The sequence below is a fragment of the Sphaerotilus microaerophilus genome, from assembly GCF_023734135.1.
Taxonomy (GTDB): domain Bacteria; phylum Pseudomonadota; class Gammaproteobacteria; order Burkholderiales; family Burkholderiaceae_C; genus Sphaerotilus; species Sphaerotilus microaerophilus.
On record NZ_AP025730.1, the window covers coordinates 4,622,590 to 4,638,652 of the forward strand.

At 70.5% G+C, this 16,063-nt stretch carries 11 protein-coding genes; 4 read left to right on the forward strand and 7 right to left on the reverse strand.

The genetic code is table 11. The features are described from left to right. Positions 1-78 precede the first annotated feature (78 nt). The 6 genes from NGK70_RS19725 to NGK70_RS19750 form a co-directional block, all read right to left on the reverse strand. Positions 79-792 (reverse strand): RNA polymerase sigma factor FliA, encoded by a 714-nt coding sequence (locus NGK70_RS19725; protein ID WP_251970182.1) that lies wholly within the window; start codon positions 790-792, stop codon positions 79-81. Between the two features lie 19 nt (positions 793-811). After that, complete coding sequence (locus NGK70_RS19730) at positions 812-1,627, reverse strand: flagellar biosynthesis protein (protein ID WP_251970183.1); 816 nt, start codon at positions 1,625-1,627, stop codon at positions 812-814. Between the two features lie 34 nt (positions 1,628-1,661). Continuing rightward, the gene (gene flhF / locus NGK70_RS19735) at positions 1,662-3,593 is read right to left on the reverse strand and encodes a flagellar biosynthesis GTPase FlhF (RefSeq protein WP_251970184.1); all 1,932 of its coding nucleotides are present in this window, start codon (positions 3,591-3,593) and stop codon (positions 1,662-1,664) included. Between the two features lie 58 nt (positions 3,594-3,651). Then, positions 3,652-5,757, reverse strand: coding sequence for a flagellar biosynthesis protein FlhA (flhA, locus tag NGK70_RS19740; RefSeq protein ID WP_251970185.1), 2,106 nt, complete (start codon positions 5,755-5,757; stop codon positions 3,652-3,654). Further along, positions 5,754-6,917, reverse strand: coding sequence for a flagellar biosynthesis protein FlhB (gene flhB, locus NGK70_RS19745; protein WP_251970186.1), 1,164 nt, complete (start codon positions 6,915-6,917; stop codon positions 5,754-5,756). Before flhB ends, flhA begins: the two co-directional genes overlap by 4 nt. A 191-nt stretch (positions 6,918-7,108) precedes the next feature. Continuing rightward, positions 7,109-7,303 carry a heavy-metal-associated domain-containing protein gene (locus tag NGK70_RS19750; RefSeq protein ID WP_251970187.1) on the reverse strand — a complete coding sequence of 65 codons (195 nt, stop codon included), beginning with the start codon at positions 7,301-7,303 and terminating at the stop codon, positions 7,109-7,111. Between the two features lie 195 nt (positions 7,304-7,498). Between NGK70_RS19750 and NGK70_RS19755 the strand changes: the two genes are divergently transcribed. Next, positions 7,499-10,075: a heavy metal translocating P-type ATPase gene (locus NGK70_RS19755; protein ID WP_256490868.1), complete on the forward strand. Its 2,577-nt coding sequence runs from the start codon at positions 7,499-7,501 to the stop codon at positions 10,073-10,075. 28 nt (positions 10,076-10,103) lie between these two features. On the opposite strand, the gene NGK70_RS19760 is transcribed toward NGK70_RS19755, so the two are convergent. Further along, the gene (locus NGK70_RS19760) at positions 10,104-11,327 is read right to left on the reverse strand and encodes an HD-GYP domain-containing protein (RefSeq protein WP_251970188.1); all 1,224 of its coding nucleotides are present in this window, start codon (positions 11,325-11,327) and stop codon (positions 10,104-10,106) included. Positions 11,328-11,558: 231 nt separating this feature from the next. On the opposite strand from NGK70_RS19760, the gene NGK70_RS19765 reads away from it, so the two are divergent. From NGK70_RS19765 to ubiA, 3 genes are all read left to right on the forward strand, one after another. After that, the gene (locus NGK70_RS19765; protein WP_251970189.1) at positions 11,559-12,494 is read left to right on the forward strand and encodes a LysR substrate-binding domain-containing protein; all 936 of its coding nucleotides are present in this window, start codon (positions 11,559-11,561) and stop codon (positions 12,492-12,494) included. Between the two features lie 173 nt (positions 12,495-12,667). Then, positions 12,668-15,148: a putative bifunctional diguanylate cyclase/phosphodiesterase gene (locus NGK70_RS19770; protein ID WP_251970190.1), complete on the forward strand. Its 2,481-nt coding sequence runs from the start codon at positions 12,668-12,670 to the stop codon at positions 15,146-15,148. 35 nt (positions 15,149-15,183) lie between these two features. Further along, positions 15,184-16,062: a 4-hydroxybenzoate octaprenyltransferase gene (gene ubiA / locus NGK70_RS19775; RefSeq protein ID WP_251970191.1), complete on the forward strand. Its 879-nt coding sequence runs from the start codon at positions 15,184-15,186 to the stop codon at positions 16,060-16,062. Position 16,063 lies beyond the last annotated feature (1 nt).

Consider the following 16,063-nt stretch of genomic DNA (forward strand, 5'->3'; position numbering starts at 1 on the left):
TGTTGTCTGGTGGTCTTGCTGTCTTGTGTCTGGGTGCAGCCTGCCGCGGGATCCGTCACCTCCTGCGCGGCTGCAGGCTCACCAGGCGCGCAGCTTCGAGCGCAGCCGGGCAATCGACTGGCTGTGCAGCTGGCACACGCGCGACTCGGTCACGCCCAGCACCGCCGCGATTTCCTTGAGGTTCATGTCCTGCTCGTAGTACATGCTCATCACGAACTGCTCGCGCTCGGGCAGGTTCTTGATCGCCTCGACCAGGGCCTCGCGCATGCGGTAGTCGTTCAGGCGCGCCAGCGGGTCGGCGCCCTCCTCGGCCACGTGGCGGTCCAGGAAGTCGTTGTCGCCCTCGTCGCCGCCCATGTCCTCCAGGTAGATCAGCTGGGTGCCGCGCACCTTGTTGAGCAGGTCCTGGTAGTCGGTCAGCGTGATGCCCATTTCCTTGGCGATCTCGCTTTCGTGGGGCGCGCGGCCCAGGCGCTGCTCCAGGCGGTGCACGGCCCCCTCGATGTCGCGCTGGTGCTTGCGGTTGCCGCGGCTCATCCAGTCGGCGCCGCGCAGCTCGTCGAGCATCGCGCCGCGGATGCGCTGGGTGGCGAAGGTCTCGAACTGCACCCCCTGGCCGGTGTCGAAGCGGGTCAGCGCATCGGTCAGACCGATCATGCCGACCTGGATCAGGTCATCCAGCTCCACATTGGCCGGCAGCTTGGCGATCATCTGGTGCGCCAGCCGCCGCACCAGCGGGCTGTACTGCTTGAGCATGGCGTTGGCGTCGAGACGACCCTTGGCGGTGTACATACCGAGGCTCCGGGGAAATTCAGAGGTAGGCCTGGCGCGGCGAAGGCAGGGCGGCACGCTGGCTGCCGCAGACCATGTCGTCGCTCGCGGTGCAGGCCGCGGCACTTTCCAGCAGGCCTTCGACGAGGCGCACCAGCGACCGCGAGGGCGCGGCGGTGGGCGGCTCAGCCGGATCAACCTGCACAGCGGCATGTTGCACCCCGCCCAGGAAATGATCGGCGCAATAAGCAAGGCGCGAAGCCACCATCTCCCCTTGCGGGAATTCCGGCGGCGAGCACATCAGCAGGTCGTGGGACAGCCAGTCGGCCCGCTGGGCGAACAGCTTCATGGCGGCGTAGGCATGCTTCATCGACTCGGGCCGCTCGTCGCAGAGCACCACCGGGCGCGGGCGCGACAGGCCCTCGTCACCGCGACCGAACAGGCGCACCAGGTCCACCGCGGTGCCAAGCACCAGCACGACCTGACTGGAGGGTGCGGCGTCCACCACCGCATCGAGGAAGGCCCGGGTCGAGCCCCGGCTGTCCACCCAGCGCACCGGCAGGCCGCGCGCAGCGAGGTAGGACACCCGCTGCGACAGCGGTTCGATCCCCTCGGAGAGGTCGAAGCTGGCCAGCTCGCGTGGCGGGCCGCCACGCTCGGAGGCGTCCACCAGCAGGGTATCGAGGTCCATCTCCTCCAGCACGCTGCACAGGCGCTCGATCAGCACGCCGCCGTGGGCGATGAAGGGGTTGGAAACCACCGGCACGAAGCGGGCCGCGCGGGTGGAGAACAGACGGCGCAGTCCGTCGGCCTGGTCGGCCGGCATGGTGCGACGAAAGCGAGGCGGGTAGGACATCTTCAGGCTCCCTGGGCGCTGATGAGTGTCGGCATCACTGGCCGGATCCGGGGGCGGGCGACGCGGAACGCGAGCGGCGTGCGCCTGACGCCGGCGACGGCGGCGCCGAGAACAGCAGGTTCACGTCGTTGGCATCCATGCGCCAGGCCTGGGCACCGGCCGTGCGCAGCGCACGGTGCATCAGGGCCTGGGCGGTCAGGCGGTGCCAGTCCTCCGGCACGCGCTGGCCATTGGCCACCGCGACCACCTTGAGGCGGTGGCGGATCAGCGCGTCCAGCGCCGGGCCGAGCTTGACGGCCTCGTCGAGCTTGGACAGCACGATGCCCTTGGCCTGCGCCCCCTTGTAGGCCACCAGCACGTCCTCGATGGTCTCGCCCTGCTGGGCGGCATTGACCACCAGCAGGCGCTGGATGCTGGCGTGCGAGAGCATCTCCAGCAGCTCGCGCGTGCGCGTGTCGCGCTGCGCCAGGCCGGCCGTGTCGATCAGCACCATCTTCTTGGCCGAGAGCAGGTCCAGCAGGTCCTCCAGCGCCACGCGGTCATGCGCGGTGTGCACCGGCACGCCCAGGATGCGGCCGTAGGCGCGCAGCTGCTCGTGCGCACCGAGCCGGTAGGCATCCAGCGTGATCAGGCCCAGGTTGGCCGCGCCGTGGCGGGTCGCGAAGGCCGCCGCCAGCTTGGCCGTGGACGTGGTCTTGCCCACGCCGGTGGAGCCCACCAGCGCGAACACGCCGCCCTGGTCTTCCAGCGCCGCGTCGGACTCGCCGGTGAGCAGGTTGCGCTGCAGCACCTCGCCGGCCCAGGCCAGCTCGTCGACGACCTCGTCACCCAGGCTGTCGACCAGCTTGCGGATCAGCGCGGGCGAGAAGCCGCAGCCCAGCAACCGGGTGGTCAGCTGGGCCTGCTTGGGGCTCTTCTGCAGCCGCTCCATGAAGGCCAGGGCACCGAAGCGCTCCTCGATCAGGCCCTTCATCGCGCGGATCTCGTTCATCATGTCCGACTGCTGGCGGCTGTCCGGCGCGGCCTCCACGGGCTGTGGCACGGGCGGCAGCACCTTGCGTGCGGCAGGCCGGGCCCGCGGGGCCGGCTCGTGCGGCGCGGCCGCATCGGCCAGGGCAAAGTCGGTGTCGCCATAGTCGGGCGGCGCGGCATGGTGGCTCTCGTGGCGGCCGTCTTGACGGCTGTCCTGGCGGTGTTCGCGGCGCGGCTCCGGGCGCGGCTCGTGGCGCGGCTCGTGGCGCAGCTCTTGACGGGGCTCCTGGCGGGCCTGCGGTGCGGGCGCAGGGGCCGTGGCGGCAGAACGTGCCGAGCTGCGGCCGCTGCCCAGCAGGGCCTCATGCATCACCGGCGTGGCAGCCTGCGACGCAGCGGGGGCGGGCCTGTCCAGCGGGAGGCCATCGGCCTGGGCGGCCGCGATCAGCTCGGGGTAGCTCGGCATCGACACCGCCTCACGCTGGGCCAGGCGCTGCTCGATGGCCTGGGGCGACACGGGCACCGGCTTCGTGGCCTGCTCGCGCAACTCGGCCTGGCGCTTCTTGAGCATGCGCTCGCGCACATAGTCCTGGAAGGACAGCGTGCTCATCGCCAGCGTGCCCACGTCCTCCTGGATCGGATCGGGGGGCGGCTTCAGGCTGCTGCGGGCCTCCTGCTCGGCCACCCGCGCACGCAGGGAGCCGGAACGACCTTCCCCCGACGATGCGGACCGGGCCGCAGGCGCCTCGGACGGGGCAGCAGGGCGCGACGGGCGGCGCTCGGGTGCCGGCTCGGCACGGGCCGCGGCGGCAGCGGCCGGGGCCTGTTCGCCAAAGCGCTCGATCGCCGCCAGCGTCTCGGGGGGCATGGCCAGCACCTCGATGCCGTCGCTGCAGGGCTTGGTGGACAGCACCACGGCGTTGTCGCCGAAGGCCAGGCGCACCTTCTGCATGGCCTCGCGCGAGTTGCGACCGACGAAGCGTTTGACGTTCATGGGGCCTCCTGGCGGGTCGGCTCAGCGGGATTCCGCACGGCGGATGGGGCGGTTGACTTCATGCGTTGCCTCCGATGAGGGACCCGATGCGGATCGAATGGGTGTCCGGGATCTCGCTGTGGCCGAGCACGCGCAGGCGCGGCGAGGCGCGCTTGAGCAGGCGCGCCACCGGGCTGCGGATGGCATCGGGCACCAGCAGGCAGGCTGGCAGGCCGAGGTCCTCCTGGCGCCGCGCGGCATCGGCCGCGCCGCGGCTGAGGTGATCCGCCACGCCCGGGTCGAGCACCGCGCCGTTGGCCGAGTTCAGCGCCTGGCCGAGCAGGCGCTCCAGCTCGGGGGCGATGGCGATGACATCCAGCTCGCGCTGGCTGCCGTAGATCTGCTGCACGATGGCCGGGGCCAGCGCGATGCGCAGGCGCCGCGACAGCTCCTGCGGGTCGTTGAGGCCGGAGCCGGCGTGCTCGGCCAGCGCCTCGACGATCGAGCGCATGTCGCGGATGTGCACGCCCTCTTCCAGCAACAGCTGGAGGACCTTCTGCAGGGTGGGAATGCCAACCATCTTGGGAACCACGTCTTCGATCAACTTGGGGGCCAGCTTGGTCACGTGCTCGACCAGTGCCTGGGTCTCGGTGCGGCCCAGCAGGCGGGCTGCATGGGTCTGCATCAAGTGTGAGAGATGGGTGGCCACGACGGTCGAGGAATCAACCACGGTGTATCCAGCCATTTGAGCTGTTTCTTTTTGTCTATCGTCGATCCAGATCGCCGGCAGGCCGAAGGCCGGGTCGGTGGTCGCCTGCCCCTGCAGCGGCGTCTTCACATGGCCGGGGTTGATCGCCAGGTGCATGCCCGGGAAGGCCTCACCCTCGCCCACCACCGCACCGCGCAGCGTCAGGCGGTACATGCTGGGCTTGAGTTCCAGGTTGTCGCGGATGTGCACCGCTGGCGGCAGGAAGCCGACTTCCTGGGCAAACTTCTTGCGTACGCCCTTGATGCGGTTGAGCAGGTCGCCGCCACGGTCCTTGTCCACCAGCGCAATCAGGCGGTAGCCCACCTCCAGGCCCAGCGTGTCCACCGGCTGCAGGTCGTCCCAGCTGGCCTCGGCGTTGGGGTTGGGGGCATCGGGCGCGTCGGCGGCCGGCTCGGCGGGCTTGGGTGCCTGCGCCTGCCGGTGCATCCAGCGCGCCAGCGCCGCCAGGCCACCCGCGATCAGCAGGAAGACGAAGTGCGGCATGCCCGGCACCATGCCCAGCAGGGCCACCAGCGTGGCGGCGATGCCCACCGACTGCGGCGACTTGAACATCTGGCCCAGGATCTGGGTGCCGACGTCCTGCTCCTTGCCCACGCGCGAGACCACCAGCGCCGCGGCCACCGAGATCAGCAGCGCCGGGATCTGCGCCACCAGCGCATCGCCCACCGCCAGCACGATGTAGGAGTTGGCCGCCTCGCTGGCCCCCAGGCCGTGCTGGGCCACGCCGATGATGAAGCCGCCAACGATGTTGATGAACAGGATCAGGATGCCGGCAATGGCGTCGCCGCGCACGAACTTGCTGGCACCGTCCATGGAGCCGAAGAACTCCGCCTCGTTGCCCACCTCGGCGCGGCGGCGCTTGGCCTCCTTCTCGTCGATCAGGCCGGCGTTCAGGTCGGCGTCGATCGCCATCTGCTTGCCGGGCATCGCGTCCAGGGTGAAGCGCGCACCGACCTCGGCAATGCGCTCGGCGCCCTTGGTGATCACCACGAAGTTGATGACCACCAGGATGGCGAAGACGATCAGGCCGACGGCGAAGTTGCCGCCGATCAGGAAGTGGCCGAAGGCCTCGATCACCGCGCCCGCGGCCCCCGGGCCGGTGTGGCCGTCCATCAGCACCACGCGGCTGGAGGCCACGTTCAGCGACAGGCGCAGCAGCGTGGTCAGCAGCAGCACGGTCGGGAAGGCGGCGAAGTCCAGCGGCCGGACCATGTAGGACGCCACCAGCATCACCATCAGCGCCGTGGCGATGTTGAAGGTGAAGAACAGGTCGAGCGCGAAGGCCGGCAGCGGCAGCACCATCATGGCCAGGACCATGAGGATCAGGATCGGCGCGGCCAGCGCCTTGGCGGCCCCGGCATGCGGGCCCAGGCGGGCCTGCAGCTGCTGCTGGAAGGATTGGATCAGCGGGTTCATGCCGGTTCAGCCGTCGCTGGCTGTGCCTTCGGGTTGTGCGGGTCAAGCTCGGGTGGCACCGGGATCACGGGCAGGTCGGCCGGCCAGGGCGCGCGCCCGGCCAACGCGGCGCGCAGCTGGAACACATGCGCCAGCACCTGCGCCACCGCGCTGTACAGCGCATAGGGAATCTCGCGGTCGAGCTCGCCGTGGGCATACAGCGCCCGCGCCAGCGGCGGCGCCTGCAGCACGGGCACCTTGGATTCGCGGGCGATGTCGCGGATCTTCAGCGCCAGCAGGTCGGCGCCCTTGGCCACCAGGCGGGGGGCGCCGTCGCGGCCGTCGTCGTACTTCAGCGCCACGGCGTAGTGGGTCGGGTTCATCACCACCAGATCAGCGCCGGGCACCGCGGCCAGCATGCGCCGGCGGGCCACTTCACGCATGCGCTGGCGGATGCGGCCCTTGACCTCGGGGCTGCCCTCCTGCTGCTTGTGCTCTTCCTTGACCTCCTGCACGCTCATCTTCAGGCGCGAGGTGTGCAGGAAGCGCTGCAGCGGCACGTCGACCAGCGCAAAGGCCGCCAGCACCAGCACCAGCAGCCACAGGCCGGAAACGATGCGGTCACTCGCCGCCACGAAGGCCGCCGGCAACCCCACCGACTGCGTCAGCGCGAAATCCTGCAGGTGCGCCCAGAGGTAGGCCGCCCCGACGCTGCCCAGCAACAGCGCCAGCAGCACCGCCTTGAGCATCTCGCCAATCTGCGCCTTGGAGACGATGCGGCCCAGTCCGGCGAGCGGATTGAGCTTGCCGAAGTTGGGCATCACCGGCTTGAGCGTGAACACCCAACCGCCGGACAGGATGGCCGTGGCCAGTGCCACCACCGCCATCGCGCTGCCCAGCCCCAGCGACAGCAGCAGCGCCGGCATGAAGAGCTGGCCGAGCCGATCGAGCATCGCCGCGGGCGTGGCCACTGTGCGCACGTCGAAGCGCAGGCCGGCGCCCAGCAGGTCACGCAGCCACTGCGCCAGCGACGGCGCTGCCGCCATCAACAGCGCGAGGCCCGCCGCAACCACCGCGAAGTGGCCCAGGTCGCGTGAGCGCGCAACCTGGCCTTCCTCCCGCGCTTTCTGGAGTCGTCGCGCGGTCGGTGGCAGGTGCTTGTCTTGAGCGCTGTCGGCCATGGCAGGGGGATGAGGGGTGGCTCGTCATTCTTCCGAGCCCCCTGCCAGACTTGAGCGCGATAAGCGCCGTGAATCGGGCGGTATTCCGCCCTGGTCGACCAACGCCGTTTCCGACTCGGCCGAAAATGGAAAAAGCGGCCGATGGGCCGCTCTTCTTGATCTTCTGGGTCTTCTTCGGTCAGGCTTCCGCGTCAGGTCGCGGCCGGGTAGCCTTCTTCCTCCAGCGCCAGACGCACCTGCTCCTCGCTGGCGCTGGTGTCGAACTTCACGCGGTGGGCGCTCAGGTCCACATCCACGCGCGCCTGCGGATCGAGCGCCTGCACGGTGCGCTGGACATTCGCCACGCAGTGACCACAGGTCATGTCGGGCAGGGTGAGTTCAAACATGGCAGCTCCACAAACTTGAGCAAGATCACGATCTGGCCGCGCGACACCGCGGCGGCAACCCTCTCGCCCAGTCAGGATGCGCACCAGCGTGCATCATTGCACGGCCCTGCACACACCCCCACCGGTACCGAAGGCAACTATCTTCGCAGAATCGGATGCCACCAACTTGATGCAGGACAAGACTGAATGGCCATGATGCCCTCCCCGCCGCCCCAGACTCCCGCCCCTGCGGCCACGACGCCCGTGGCACGCACCGCTGCGGCGGCCGTGCAGACCTGGCAGCTCCCCGTCCAGGGCATGAGCTGCGCCACCTGCGCCACCCGCATCGAGCGGGCACTGCTCAAGCTGGACGGTGTCGAGGCGGCGGCCGTCAACCTGGCCACCGACAGCGTCACCGTGCAGGCCACGCGCGGCCTGGCACCCGCCCGCTTGGCGAGCGCCATCGAGGCGGCGGGCTACCAGGTGCCGCAGCTGGAGCTGGATGTGGCGGTGGGCGGCATGACCTGCGCCTCCTGCGTCGGGCGGGTCGAGCGGGCGCTGCGCAAGCTGCCCGGCGTGCTGGACGCCGAGGTCAACCTCGCCACCGAGCAGGCCCACGTGCGACTCGCGGCGGGCAGCCAGGATGCGGCGGGCGTGCTGGCCGCCATCGGGAAGGCGGGCTACGAGGCCCGCCTGCTCGGAGACGCTGCGCCCGGCACGGCTGGAGGTACCGCGCCGGCCGGCGCAAACCTCGCAGACCGCCTCGGCCTCGCCGCCCGCCTGGGCGAGGGGCCGCGCGTGGTCATCGCCGCGCTGCTCGCCGCACCGCTGGCGTTGCCGATGGCCGGCGACCTGCTCGGCGCGCACTGGATGCTGCCCGGTTGGCTGCAGTGGCTGCTCGCCACCCCCGTGCAGTTCTGGCTCGGCGCGCGCTTCTACCGGGCCGGCTGGCATGCGCTGCGCGCCGGCACCGGCAACATGGACCTGCTGGTGGCCATCGGCACCAGCGCGGCCTATGGGCTGTCGGCCTGGCTGCTGCTGCGCGCCGAGCCGGGTGGGATGCCGCACCTCTACTTTGAGAGCGCCGCGGTGGTGATCACCCTGGTGATGCTGGGCAAGTGGCTGGAGGCGCGCGCGCGCCACCGCACTGTGGACGCCATCCATGCGCTGCGCGCCCTCGCCCCGGAAACGGCCCATGTGCGCCGGCCCGACGGCCAGGAGGAAGACCGGCCGCTCGCTGCGCTGCGTGTGGGCGACGTGGTGGTGGTGCGCCCCGGCGAGCGCGTCCCGGTGGACGGCGAGGTGATCGAGGGCGCCAGCCACGTCGACGAATCGCTGCTCACCGGTGAGAGCCTGCCCGTGGCCCGCGAGGTAGGCCAGCGCGTCACCGGCGGTGCCGTCAACGGCGAAGGCCGGCTGATCGTGCGCACCCGCGCGGTGGGCGCGGAAACCACGCTGGCGCGCATCGTGCGGCTGGTGGAATCGGCGCAGGCGAAGAAGGCGCCGATCCAGCGCCTGGTGGACCAGGTGGCCGCGGTGTTCGTGCCGGTGGTGGTCGGCATCGCTGCGCTCACGCTGCTGGGCAGCGGCTGGCTGCTGGGTGACTGGACCGAGGCGCTGCTGCGCGCGGTGGCGGTGCTGGTGATCGCCTGCCCCTGCGCGCTGGGCCTGGCGACGCCGGCTGCGATCATGGTAGGCACCGGCGTGGCGGCCCGCCACGGCATCCTCATCAAGGACGCCCAGGCGTTGGAACTGGCCCACGCGGTGCGCACAGTGGCCTTCGACAAGACCGGCACGCTCACCGCCGGCCGGCCGGCACTGGTGGGCTTTGCCGCTGCACCCGGCGTCGACGAACGCGAGGCGCTCACCTGGTGCGCCACCCTGCAGGCCGGCAGCGAGCACCCGCTGGCGCGTGCAGTGCTGGCCGCCGCGCGGACGCAGGGCCTGTCCACCGGCACGGCCACCGAGCTGCGTGCGCAGGCGGGCCGCGGCGTGGCCGGGAGCGTCGAGCAGCACGCGCTGCGCCTGGGCAGTCGGCGCTGGATGGAGGAGCTGGGGGTAGGGCTTGGGCTGGGCCAAGGGCGGAGCGAGGCGGCCTTCGCGCCGCTGGCCGGATCCGCCCAGGCCTGGCAGGCCGCCGGGCACACGCTGGCGTGGCTGGCCGACGTGAGCGATGCCGCAGCGCCGCGCCTGCTCGCGGCGCTGGCCTTTGGCGACACGGTCAAGCCGACGGCGCGCGATGCCATCGCACAGCTGCACGCGCTGGGGGTGCGCACCCTGCTGCTCAGCGGCGACAACCACGACGCGGTGCAGGCGGTGGCACGCGAGATCGGCATCGACGAGGTGCGCGCCGAGGTGCTGCCAGGCGACAAGGCCGGCGTCATCAATGCACTGAAGGCCGCTGCAACGCCGGGCGAACGCGTCGCCATGGTGGGCGACGGCCTGAACGACGCCCCGGCGCTGGCAGCCGCCGATGTGGGACTGGCGATCACGCACACCGACGGCAGTGGCACCGACGTGGCGATGCAGGCCGCCGGCATCACGCTGATGCGCGGCGACCCGCGCGCGGTGGCCGACGCCATCGACATCTCGCGCCGCACGACGCGCAAGATCCGCCAGAACCTGTTCTGGGCCTTCTTCTACAACGTGATCGGCATCCCGCTGGCGGCGCTGGGCTTCCTGAGCCCGGTCATCGCCGGGGCCGCGATGGCGGCCAGCAGCATCAGCGTGCTGACCAACGCGCTGATGCTGGCACGCTGGCGGCCGCGTGGCCAGTCAGCCCGCCGGGCCTGACTTTGGCACGCCATTGCGCCAGCATGCCTCAAGCTGGCGCCGCCGTCCCCAACCACAGCGAGTTGAGGTCCTGGAAGCCCCAGCGCTCGGCCAGTTCCACCCCGACGATGCGGTCACTGCAGCCGGGCTGGGCCAGGTCGACCAGCTCGGGCGGGAAACGCGTCATGGCCAGCGTCGAGAAGAAGACCTTGACCTGCGGCGTCAGCAGCGAGCCCCCGTGCTGCTCGATCACCACGCCCAGGCGGCCGGACTGCAGCCGCACCAGCGTGCCGATCGGGTAGATGCCCACCGTCTTGACGAAGGCCTGGAACAGCTTCGGGTCGAAATGCCCCTTCCACTGCGCCATCTGGCGCACGGCGTCGCCCGCATCCCAGGGTGCCTTGTACGGCCGCGCAGAGGTGATGGCGTCGTAAACATCGCAGACCGCCCCCATGCGCGCATGCAGCGGGATGGCGTCAGCAGCCAGCCCGCCGGGATAGCCGCTGCCGTCGAACTTCTCGTGGTGGCGCAGGCAGACGTCGAGCATCAAGGTCGACACGCCGTCGCTGGCGGTCAGCATCTCGTGGCCCCAGTCCGGGTGCAGCTTCATCAGCTGCCACTCGGCATCGGTGAGCCGGCCCGGCTTGTTCAGCACCTCCAGCGGCACGCGTGCCTTGCCCATGTCGTGCAGCAGGCCGGCCAGGCCGACCTCGCGCAGCTGGTCCGGCCCAAGGCCCAGGGTGCGCCCCAGCGCCACCATCAGCGTGCACACCGCCACCGAATGGAGGTAGGTGTACTCGTCCTGTGTCTTGAGCCGCACCAGGCTGGCCAGCGCGCCCTGGTTGCGCGCCACCGAGCCGATGATCTCGTCAACCAGTGGCAGGCAGCCGTCGGGCTCGATCACCCGCCCCAGCCGGGCCTCCTGGTACAGGGACTGCACTTGCTGCTTGGCCTGGCGGCACAGCTGGGCGGCGCGCGCGTACTCCTCGCGTGCGCTCACCGGCATCTCGGGCATGGGGGCCTCGACCACCGCCACCAGTTCGCGCTCCACCGCCTCGACCGCCTCGGCCTCGCTGACGCCGCCAACCACATCCAGCCCGCGGGCGGTGTCGATCCAGACTTCGCGGATGCCGCAATTGCACAGCCGCTTGAGGTCCTGGGCGTCGTCGAGCAGGAAACGGCTGCGCCAGAACGGATGGTCCATCCAGGACCCGCACAACTCGTGGATGTGCATGCCCAGGCGCAGCTGTTCAGTGGGAATACGTTTGAGCATCGGACAGGAAGCGGGCGAGCAAGGCGTAGCAGCGGTGAGCGATACAGGCGCAGTATCACCGACACCCGGAGGGTGGATTTTGCATATATCGCCCTCCTCAGTGGGATGTACAGCATGGTACTTCCGGGCTATACGGGTAAAAGCCATGAAAAGCGCTCCATCCCACCCCGTGAATTTGTGCCCACAATCGATGCTCCCAGCGCGCCCACGCCGCGACGGCAGGAGAACGACATGACCCTCACCGAGTTGCGATACATCGTGGCGGTAGCCCGTGAACGACACTTCGGCCGAGCCGCCGAGGCCTGCTTCGTCTCCCAGCCGACGCTGTCGGTGGCCATCAAGAAGCTGGAGGAGGAGCTGGAAATCAAGCTCTTCGAGCGCGGTGGCAGCGAGGTGAGCGTCACCCCGCTGGGCGACGAGATCGTGCGCCAGGCCCAGGCGACGCTGGAAAGCGCCGCCTCGATCAAGGAGATCGCCCGGCGCGGCAAGGACCCGCTGGCTGGCCCGCTGCGCCTGGGGGTGATCTACACCATCGGCCCCTACCTGCTGCCCGAGCTGGTCCGCCACACCATCGAGCGCGTCCCGCAGATGCCGCTGCTGCTGCAGGAGAACTTCACCGTGCGGCTGCTGGAGATGCTGCGCACCGGCGAGCTGGACTGCGCCATCCTGGCCGAGCCCTTTCCCGACACCGGCCTGGCGATCGCACCGCTGTACGACGAGCCCTTCATGGTGGCCGTGCCGGTGAAACACCCGCTCGCGACCCGATCGGGCATCTCGTCGGCCGAGCTGAAGCAGGAGACCATGCTGCTGCTGGGCAATGGCCACTGCTTCCGCGACCACGTGCTGGAGGTCTGCCCGGAATTCGCCCGCTTTGCCAGCGACGCGGAGGGCATCCGCAAGAGCTTCGAGGGCTCCTCGCTGGAGACCATCAAGCACATGGTCGCCTCGGGCATGGGTATCACCGTGGTGCCGCAGCTGTCGATTCCACGGCCCGAAGCCAGCCAGGGTGCACCGCTGGTGGGCTACATCCCCTTCACCGATCCGGTGCCCACGCGCCGGGTGGTGCTGGCCTGGCGGCGCAGCTTCACGCGCTACGAAGCGATTGCCGCCCTGCGCAACGCGATCTACGCCTGCCGGCTCAGTGGCGTGAAGCGGCTCACCGCCTGAGTTTGGTGCGGCTGCGGCGCTGGGATGGCGCCGGGATGGCGCGACAGGCAGCCACGCCCCCCGTGGACAGGGGATGGACGGCGAGGCGGCCCCTGGCGGCGCTCAAGGTCGCCGGGCCGGCGCCGAAACAAGCGGAGCCGGGAAGGACGCGTCCTGGCGTTTACCCCGCTGCCATGACCGCCTCACGCCCACTCACCGCCCCATCCTCTGCGCCGGCCCGTCGCGTCTCCCAGCGTCGGAGCACCGATCGGCGCCGCTCGGTACAGGCCACGGACGAGTCCATCGCCGCGCGCGTGCGGGGACGGCAGTACGCGGCGCTGATGCGCGCCCAGCCCTACGCCGCCGGGGCCAGCCTGCTCAACATGCTGGTGGTGGGGCTGACCTCGCCACAGACCCTGTCCAACCTGCTGCTGCTGGGCTGGATGGTGGCCGTGCTGATGCTCAATGGCGTGCAGCTGGAGCGCTGGAACCGCTGGAACAAGAAGAGCGCCAAGAGCAAGACCGGCGTCGACGTCTCGACCAAGGACCTGAACCTGCAGGTGGCGCAGGCCGCCGCACTGGGCGCGATGTGGGGCGCGGTACCGGTGCTGCTGCTCAACCACGTGGCGCACCCGCAGCAGACGCTGGTGATGATGAGCCTGGCCAGCATGCTGTGCATCGGTGCGCTGGGGCTGGCGACGCTGCCGCGGGCCGCTTGGGCCTACATGGGCACCCTCAGCCTGGGCAGCCTGATCTCCCTGGCCATCAGCCCGCAGCTGGTCTACGGCATCGGGGCCCTGCAGTGGGCCACCCTCGCGGGCGTGGCGGTGGTGCTGGGCGGCACGGTGACCAAGGCCCTGCACGCGAGCGTGAGCGCTGAGGTCAAGGGCGAGCACCAGAACCAGCTGATCGGACTGCTGCTGCGCGACTTCTCCGAGCAGGGCAGCGACGTGATCTGGGAGATCGACGGCGGCGGGCGCCTACGCCACGTCACCAAGCAGTTTGCCTTTGCCATGGGCCGCGACACGGCCGCCCTGGAGGGCAAGGGGCTGATGAGCATCCTCGGCGAGATGCAGAAGGGCATGAGCGACAGCGACCGCGAGTCCACGCTGGCGCTGCACGAGAAGCTCACCGAGGGCCACCCTTTCCGTGACGTCCAGGTCAGCCTGCTGCTGGACGGCAAGCAGCGCTGGTGGTCCCTCACCGCCAAGCCACTGGTGGACGAGCGGGGCCGCCCGCTGGGCTGGCGCGGCGTGGCCCGCGACGTGACGCAGGCGCGCATGGCTGACCGCAAGCTGGCCTGGCTGGCGCACTTCGACACCCTCACCGGCCTGACCAACCGCGCCCATTTCCGCGTGCTGCTGGAGAAGGCGCTGCAGCACACCCGGCGCTACGGCGGCGGCGGCGCGGTGATGTGCCTGGACCTGGACGGCTTCAAGAACGTCAACGACACGCTGGGGCACGCCACCGGCGACGTCCTGCTCACCGAAGTGGGCAAGCGCCTGCGCGATGCGGTGGGCAACGGCCGCAGCGACGTGGTGGCCCGCCTGGGCGGCGACGAGTTTGCCGTGCTGCTGCGCACCGCCACCACCGAGGCCGACGTCGCAGGCATCGCCCAGCAGATCCTCGATGCGATGAAGCCGCCCTGCGTCACGCAGGGGGCCGAGATCCCCGTGCGCGCGAGCATCGGCATCGCGCGCTTCCCGGAAGACGGCCTGAGCGTCGACGAGATGATGCAGCACGCCGACCTGGCGCTGTACGACGCCAAGGCCAACGCCACCGGCTCGATGCGCTTCTTCGCGCAGCGCATGGGCGAGCAGGTGCGCCGCCGCCTGATCCTGGAGCGCGACCTGCGCGAGGCGCTGGAGCGCAAGCAGCTGCACCTGCACTTCCAGCCCAAGGTGGACCTCAACACCTGGCGCGTGCTGGGCTTCGAGGCCCTGCTGCGCTGGAACCACCCCGAGCACGGCGACATCCCGCCGGCCGAGTTCATCCCGGTGGCCGAGGAGGCCGGCCTGATCCTGGCCATCGGCGAATGGGCCATGCTGGAGGCCTGCGTGCACGCTGCGCGTTGGCCGGAGGAGCTGCAGGTGGCGGTGAACATCTCGCCCGTCCAGGTGATGGCGCAGAACCTGCCCGACGCGGTCCAGAACGCCCTGCGCGTGTCCGGCCTCGCGGCGCACCGGCTGGAGCTGGAGATCACCGAGTCGGTCTTCATCAACGAGACGCGCGGCACGGTGGGGCGCCTGCATGCGCTGCGCCGCCTGGGCGTGGCCATCGCGCTGGACGACTTCGGCACCGGTTACTCGTCGCTGGCCTGCCTGCGGCGCTTCCCCTTCGACACGCTCAAGATCGACCGTGCCTTCGTGCGCGAGCTGCTCGTCAGCCGGGATGCCCGCGCCATCGTGCGCAACATCCTGGCGCTGGCCAAGGCGCTGCGCATGTCCACCGTCGCCGAGGGCGTGGAGGAGCCGGCCCAGGTCAAGGTGCTGGAGGCCGAGGGCTGCGACATCGTGCAGGGCTACTACGTGGCCAAGCCGCTGCCGGCCGACCAGGTACTGCATTTCGCGATGACCTGGACCGGCCGTGACCGCCCGACGCTGCCGCGCGACTTCTCGCTCGGCCACACCCAGACCGCCGACCTCGCGACGATGATGCCGGCCACGATCATCTGACCGGCCAGCCCCCATCGGCCGGATAATGCCGGCCGATGGATGCCACCGCCCTGCGCCCCCCCCGTCTTGCGCTGTACCTCGACCTGATCCGCTGGAACCGCCCGGCCGGCTGGCTGCTGCTGCTGTGGCCGACGCTGGCGGCGCTCTGGCTCGCTGCCCGCGGCTTCCCGGGTTGGCACCTGGTGATCGTCTTCACGCTGGGCACCATCCTGATGCGCAGTGCCGGCTGCTGCATCAACGACGTGGCCGACCGCGAGTTCGACCGCCACGTCAAGCGCACCGCCCAGCGCCCGGTCACGAGCGGCGCGCTGGCCCCCAGCGAGGCGCTGGCCGTCGGCGCCGTGCTGGCGGCGCTGGCCTTCGTGCTGGTGCTCACCACCAACGCGCTGACCATCGCCTGGTCCTTTGCGGCGCTGGGCATCGCCCTGGCCTACCCCTACGCCAAGCGGCTGGTCGCGATGCCGCAGGCGGTGCTGGGGGTGGCCTTCAGCTTCGGCATCCCGATGGCCTACGCCGCCACCCGCAACGAGGTGCCCGCCGAGGCCTGGTGGCTGCTCGCCGGCAACCTGTTCTGGGTGCTGGCCTACGACACTGAGTACGCGATGGTCGACCGTGACGACGACCTGCACATCGGCATCCAGACCTCCGCGCTGACGCTGGGCCGCTTCGACGTGATCGGGGTGATGGCCTTCTACGCCATCTACCTGCTCGCCTGGGCCTGGCTGGGCGCAAGCGCCGGGTTGGGCTGGCCCTACGCGCTCGGGCTGGGTGTGGCCGCGGGCCAGGTGGTGTGGCACTACGGCCTGATCCGCGACCGCAGCCGCGACGGCTGCTTCCGCGCCTTCCGCCTCAACCACTGGGTCGGCTTCGCGGTCTTCGCCGGCACTGCGGCGGACTTCTTCCTGCTGCGCTGAG

Excerpts from the sequence above, each read along its gene's own strand:
- flhB (WP_251970186.1), bottom strand. The coding sequence starts at position 6,917 with ATGGCCGACAGCGCTCAAGACAAGCACCTGCCACCGACCGCGCGACGA.
- flhA (WP_251970185.1), bottom strand. The coding sequence starts at position 5,757 with ATGAACCCGCTGATCCAATCCTTCCAGCAGCAGCTGCAGGCCCGCCTG.
- NGK70_RS19730 (WP_251970183.1), bottom strand. The coding sequence starts at position 1,627 with ATGTCCTACCCGCCTCGCTTTCGTCGCACCATGCCGGCCGACCAGGCC.
- NGK70_RS19760 (WP_251970188.1), bottom strand. The coding sequence starts at position 11,327 with ATGCTCAAACGTATTCCCACTGAACAGCTGCGCCTGGGCATGCACATC.
- flhF (WP_251970184.1), bottom strand. The coding sequence starts at position 3,593 with ATGAACGTCAAACGCTTCGTCGGTCGCAACTCGCGCGAGGCCATGCAG.
- NGK70_RS19770 (WP_251970190.1), top strand. The coding sequence starts at position 12,668 with ATGACCGCCTCACGCCCACTCACCGCCCCATCCTCTGCGCCGGCCCGT.
- NGK70_RS19725 (WP_251970182.1), bottom strand. The coding sequence starts at position 792 with ATGTACACCGCCAAGGGTCGTCTCGACGCCAACGCCATGCTCAAGCAG.
- NGK70_RS19750 (WP_251970187.1), bottom strand. The coding sequence starts at position 7,303 with ATGTTTGAACTCACCCTGCCCGACATGACCTGTGGTCACTGCGTGGCG.
- ubiA (WP_251970191.1), top strand. The coding sequence starts at position 15,184 with ATGGATGCCACCGCCCTGCGCCCCCCCCGTCTTGCGCTGTACCTCGAC.
- NGK70_RS19765 (WP_251970189.1), top strand. The coding sequence starts at position 11,559 with ATGACCCTCACCGAGTTGCGATACATCGTGGCGGTAGCCCGTGAACGA.
- NGK70_RS19755 (WP_256490868.1), top strand. The coding sequence starts at position 7,499 with ATGCCCTCCCCGCCGCCCCAGACTCCCGCCCCTGCGGCCACGACGCCC.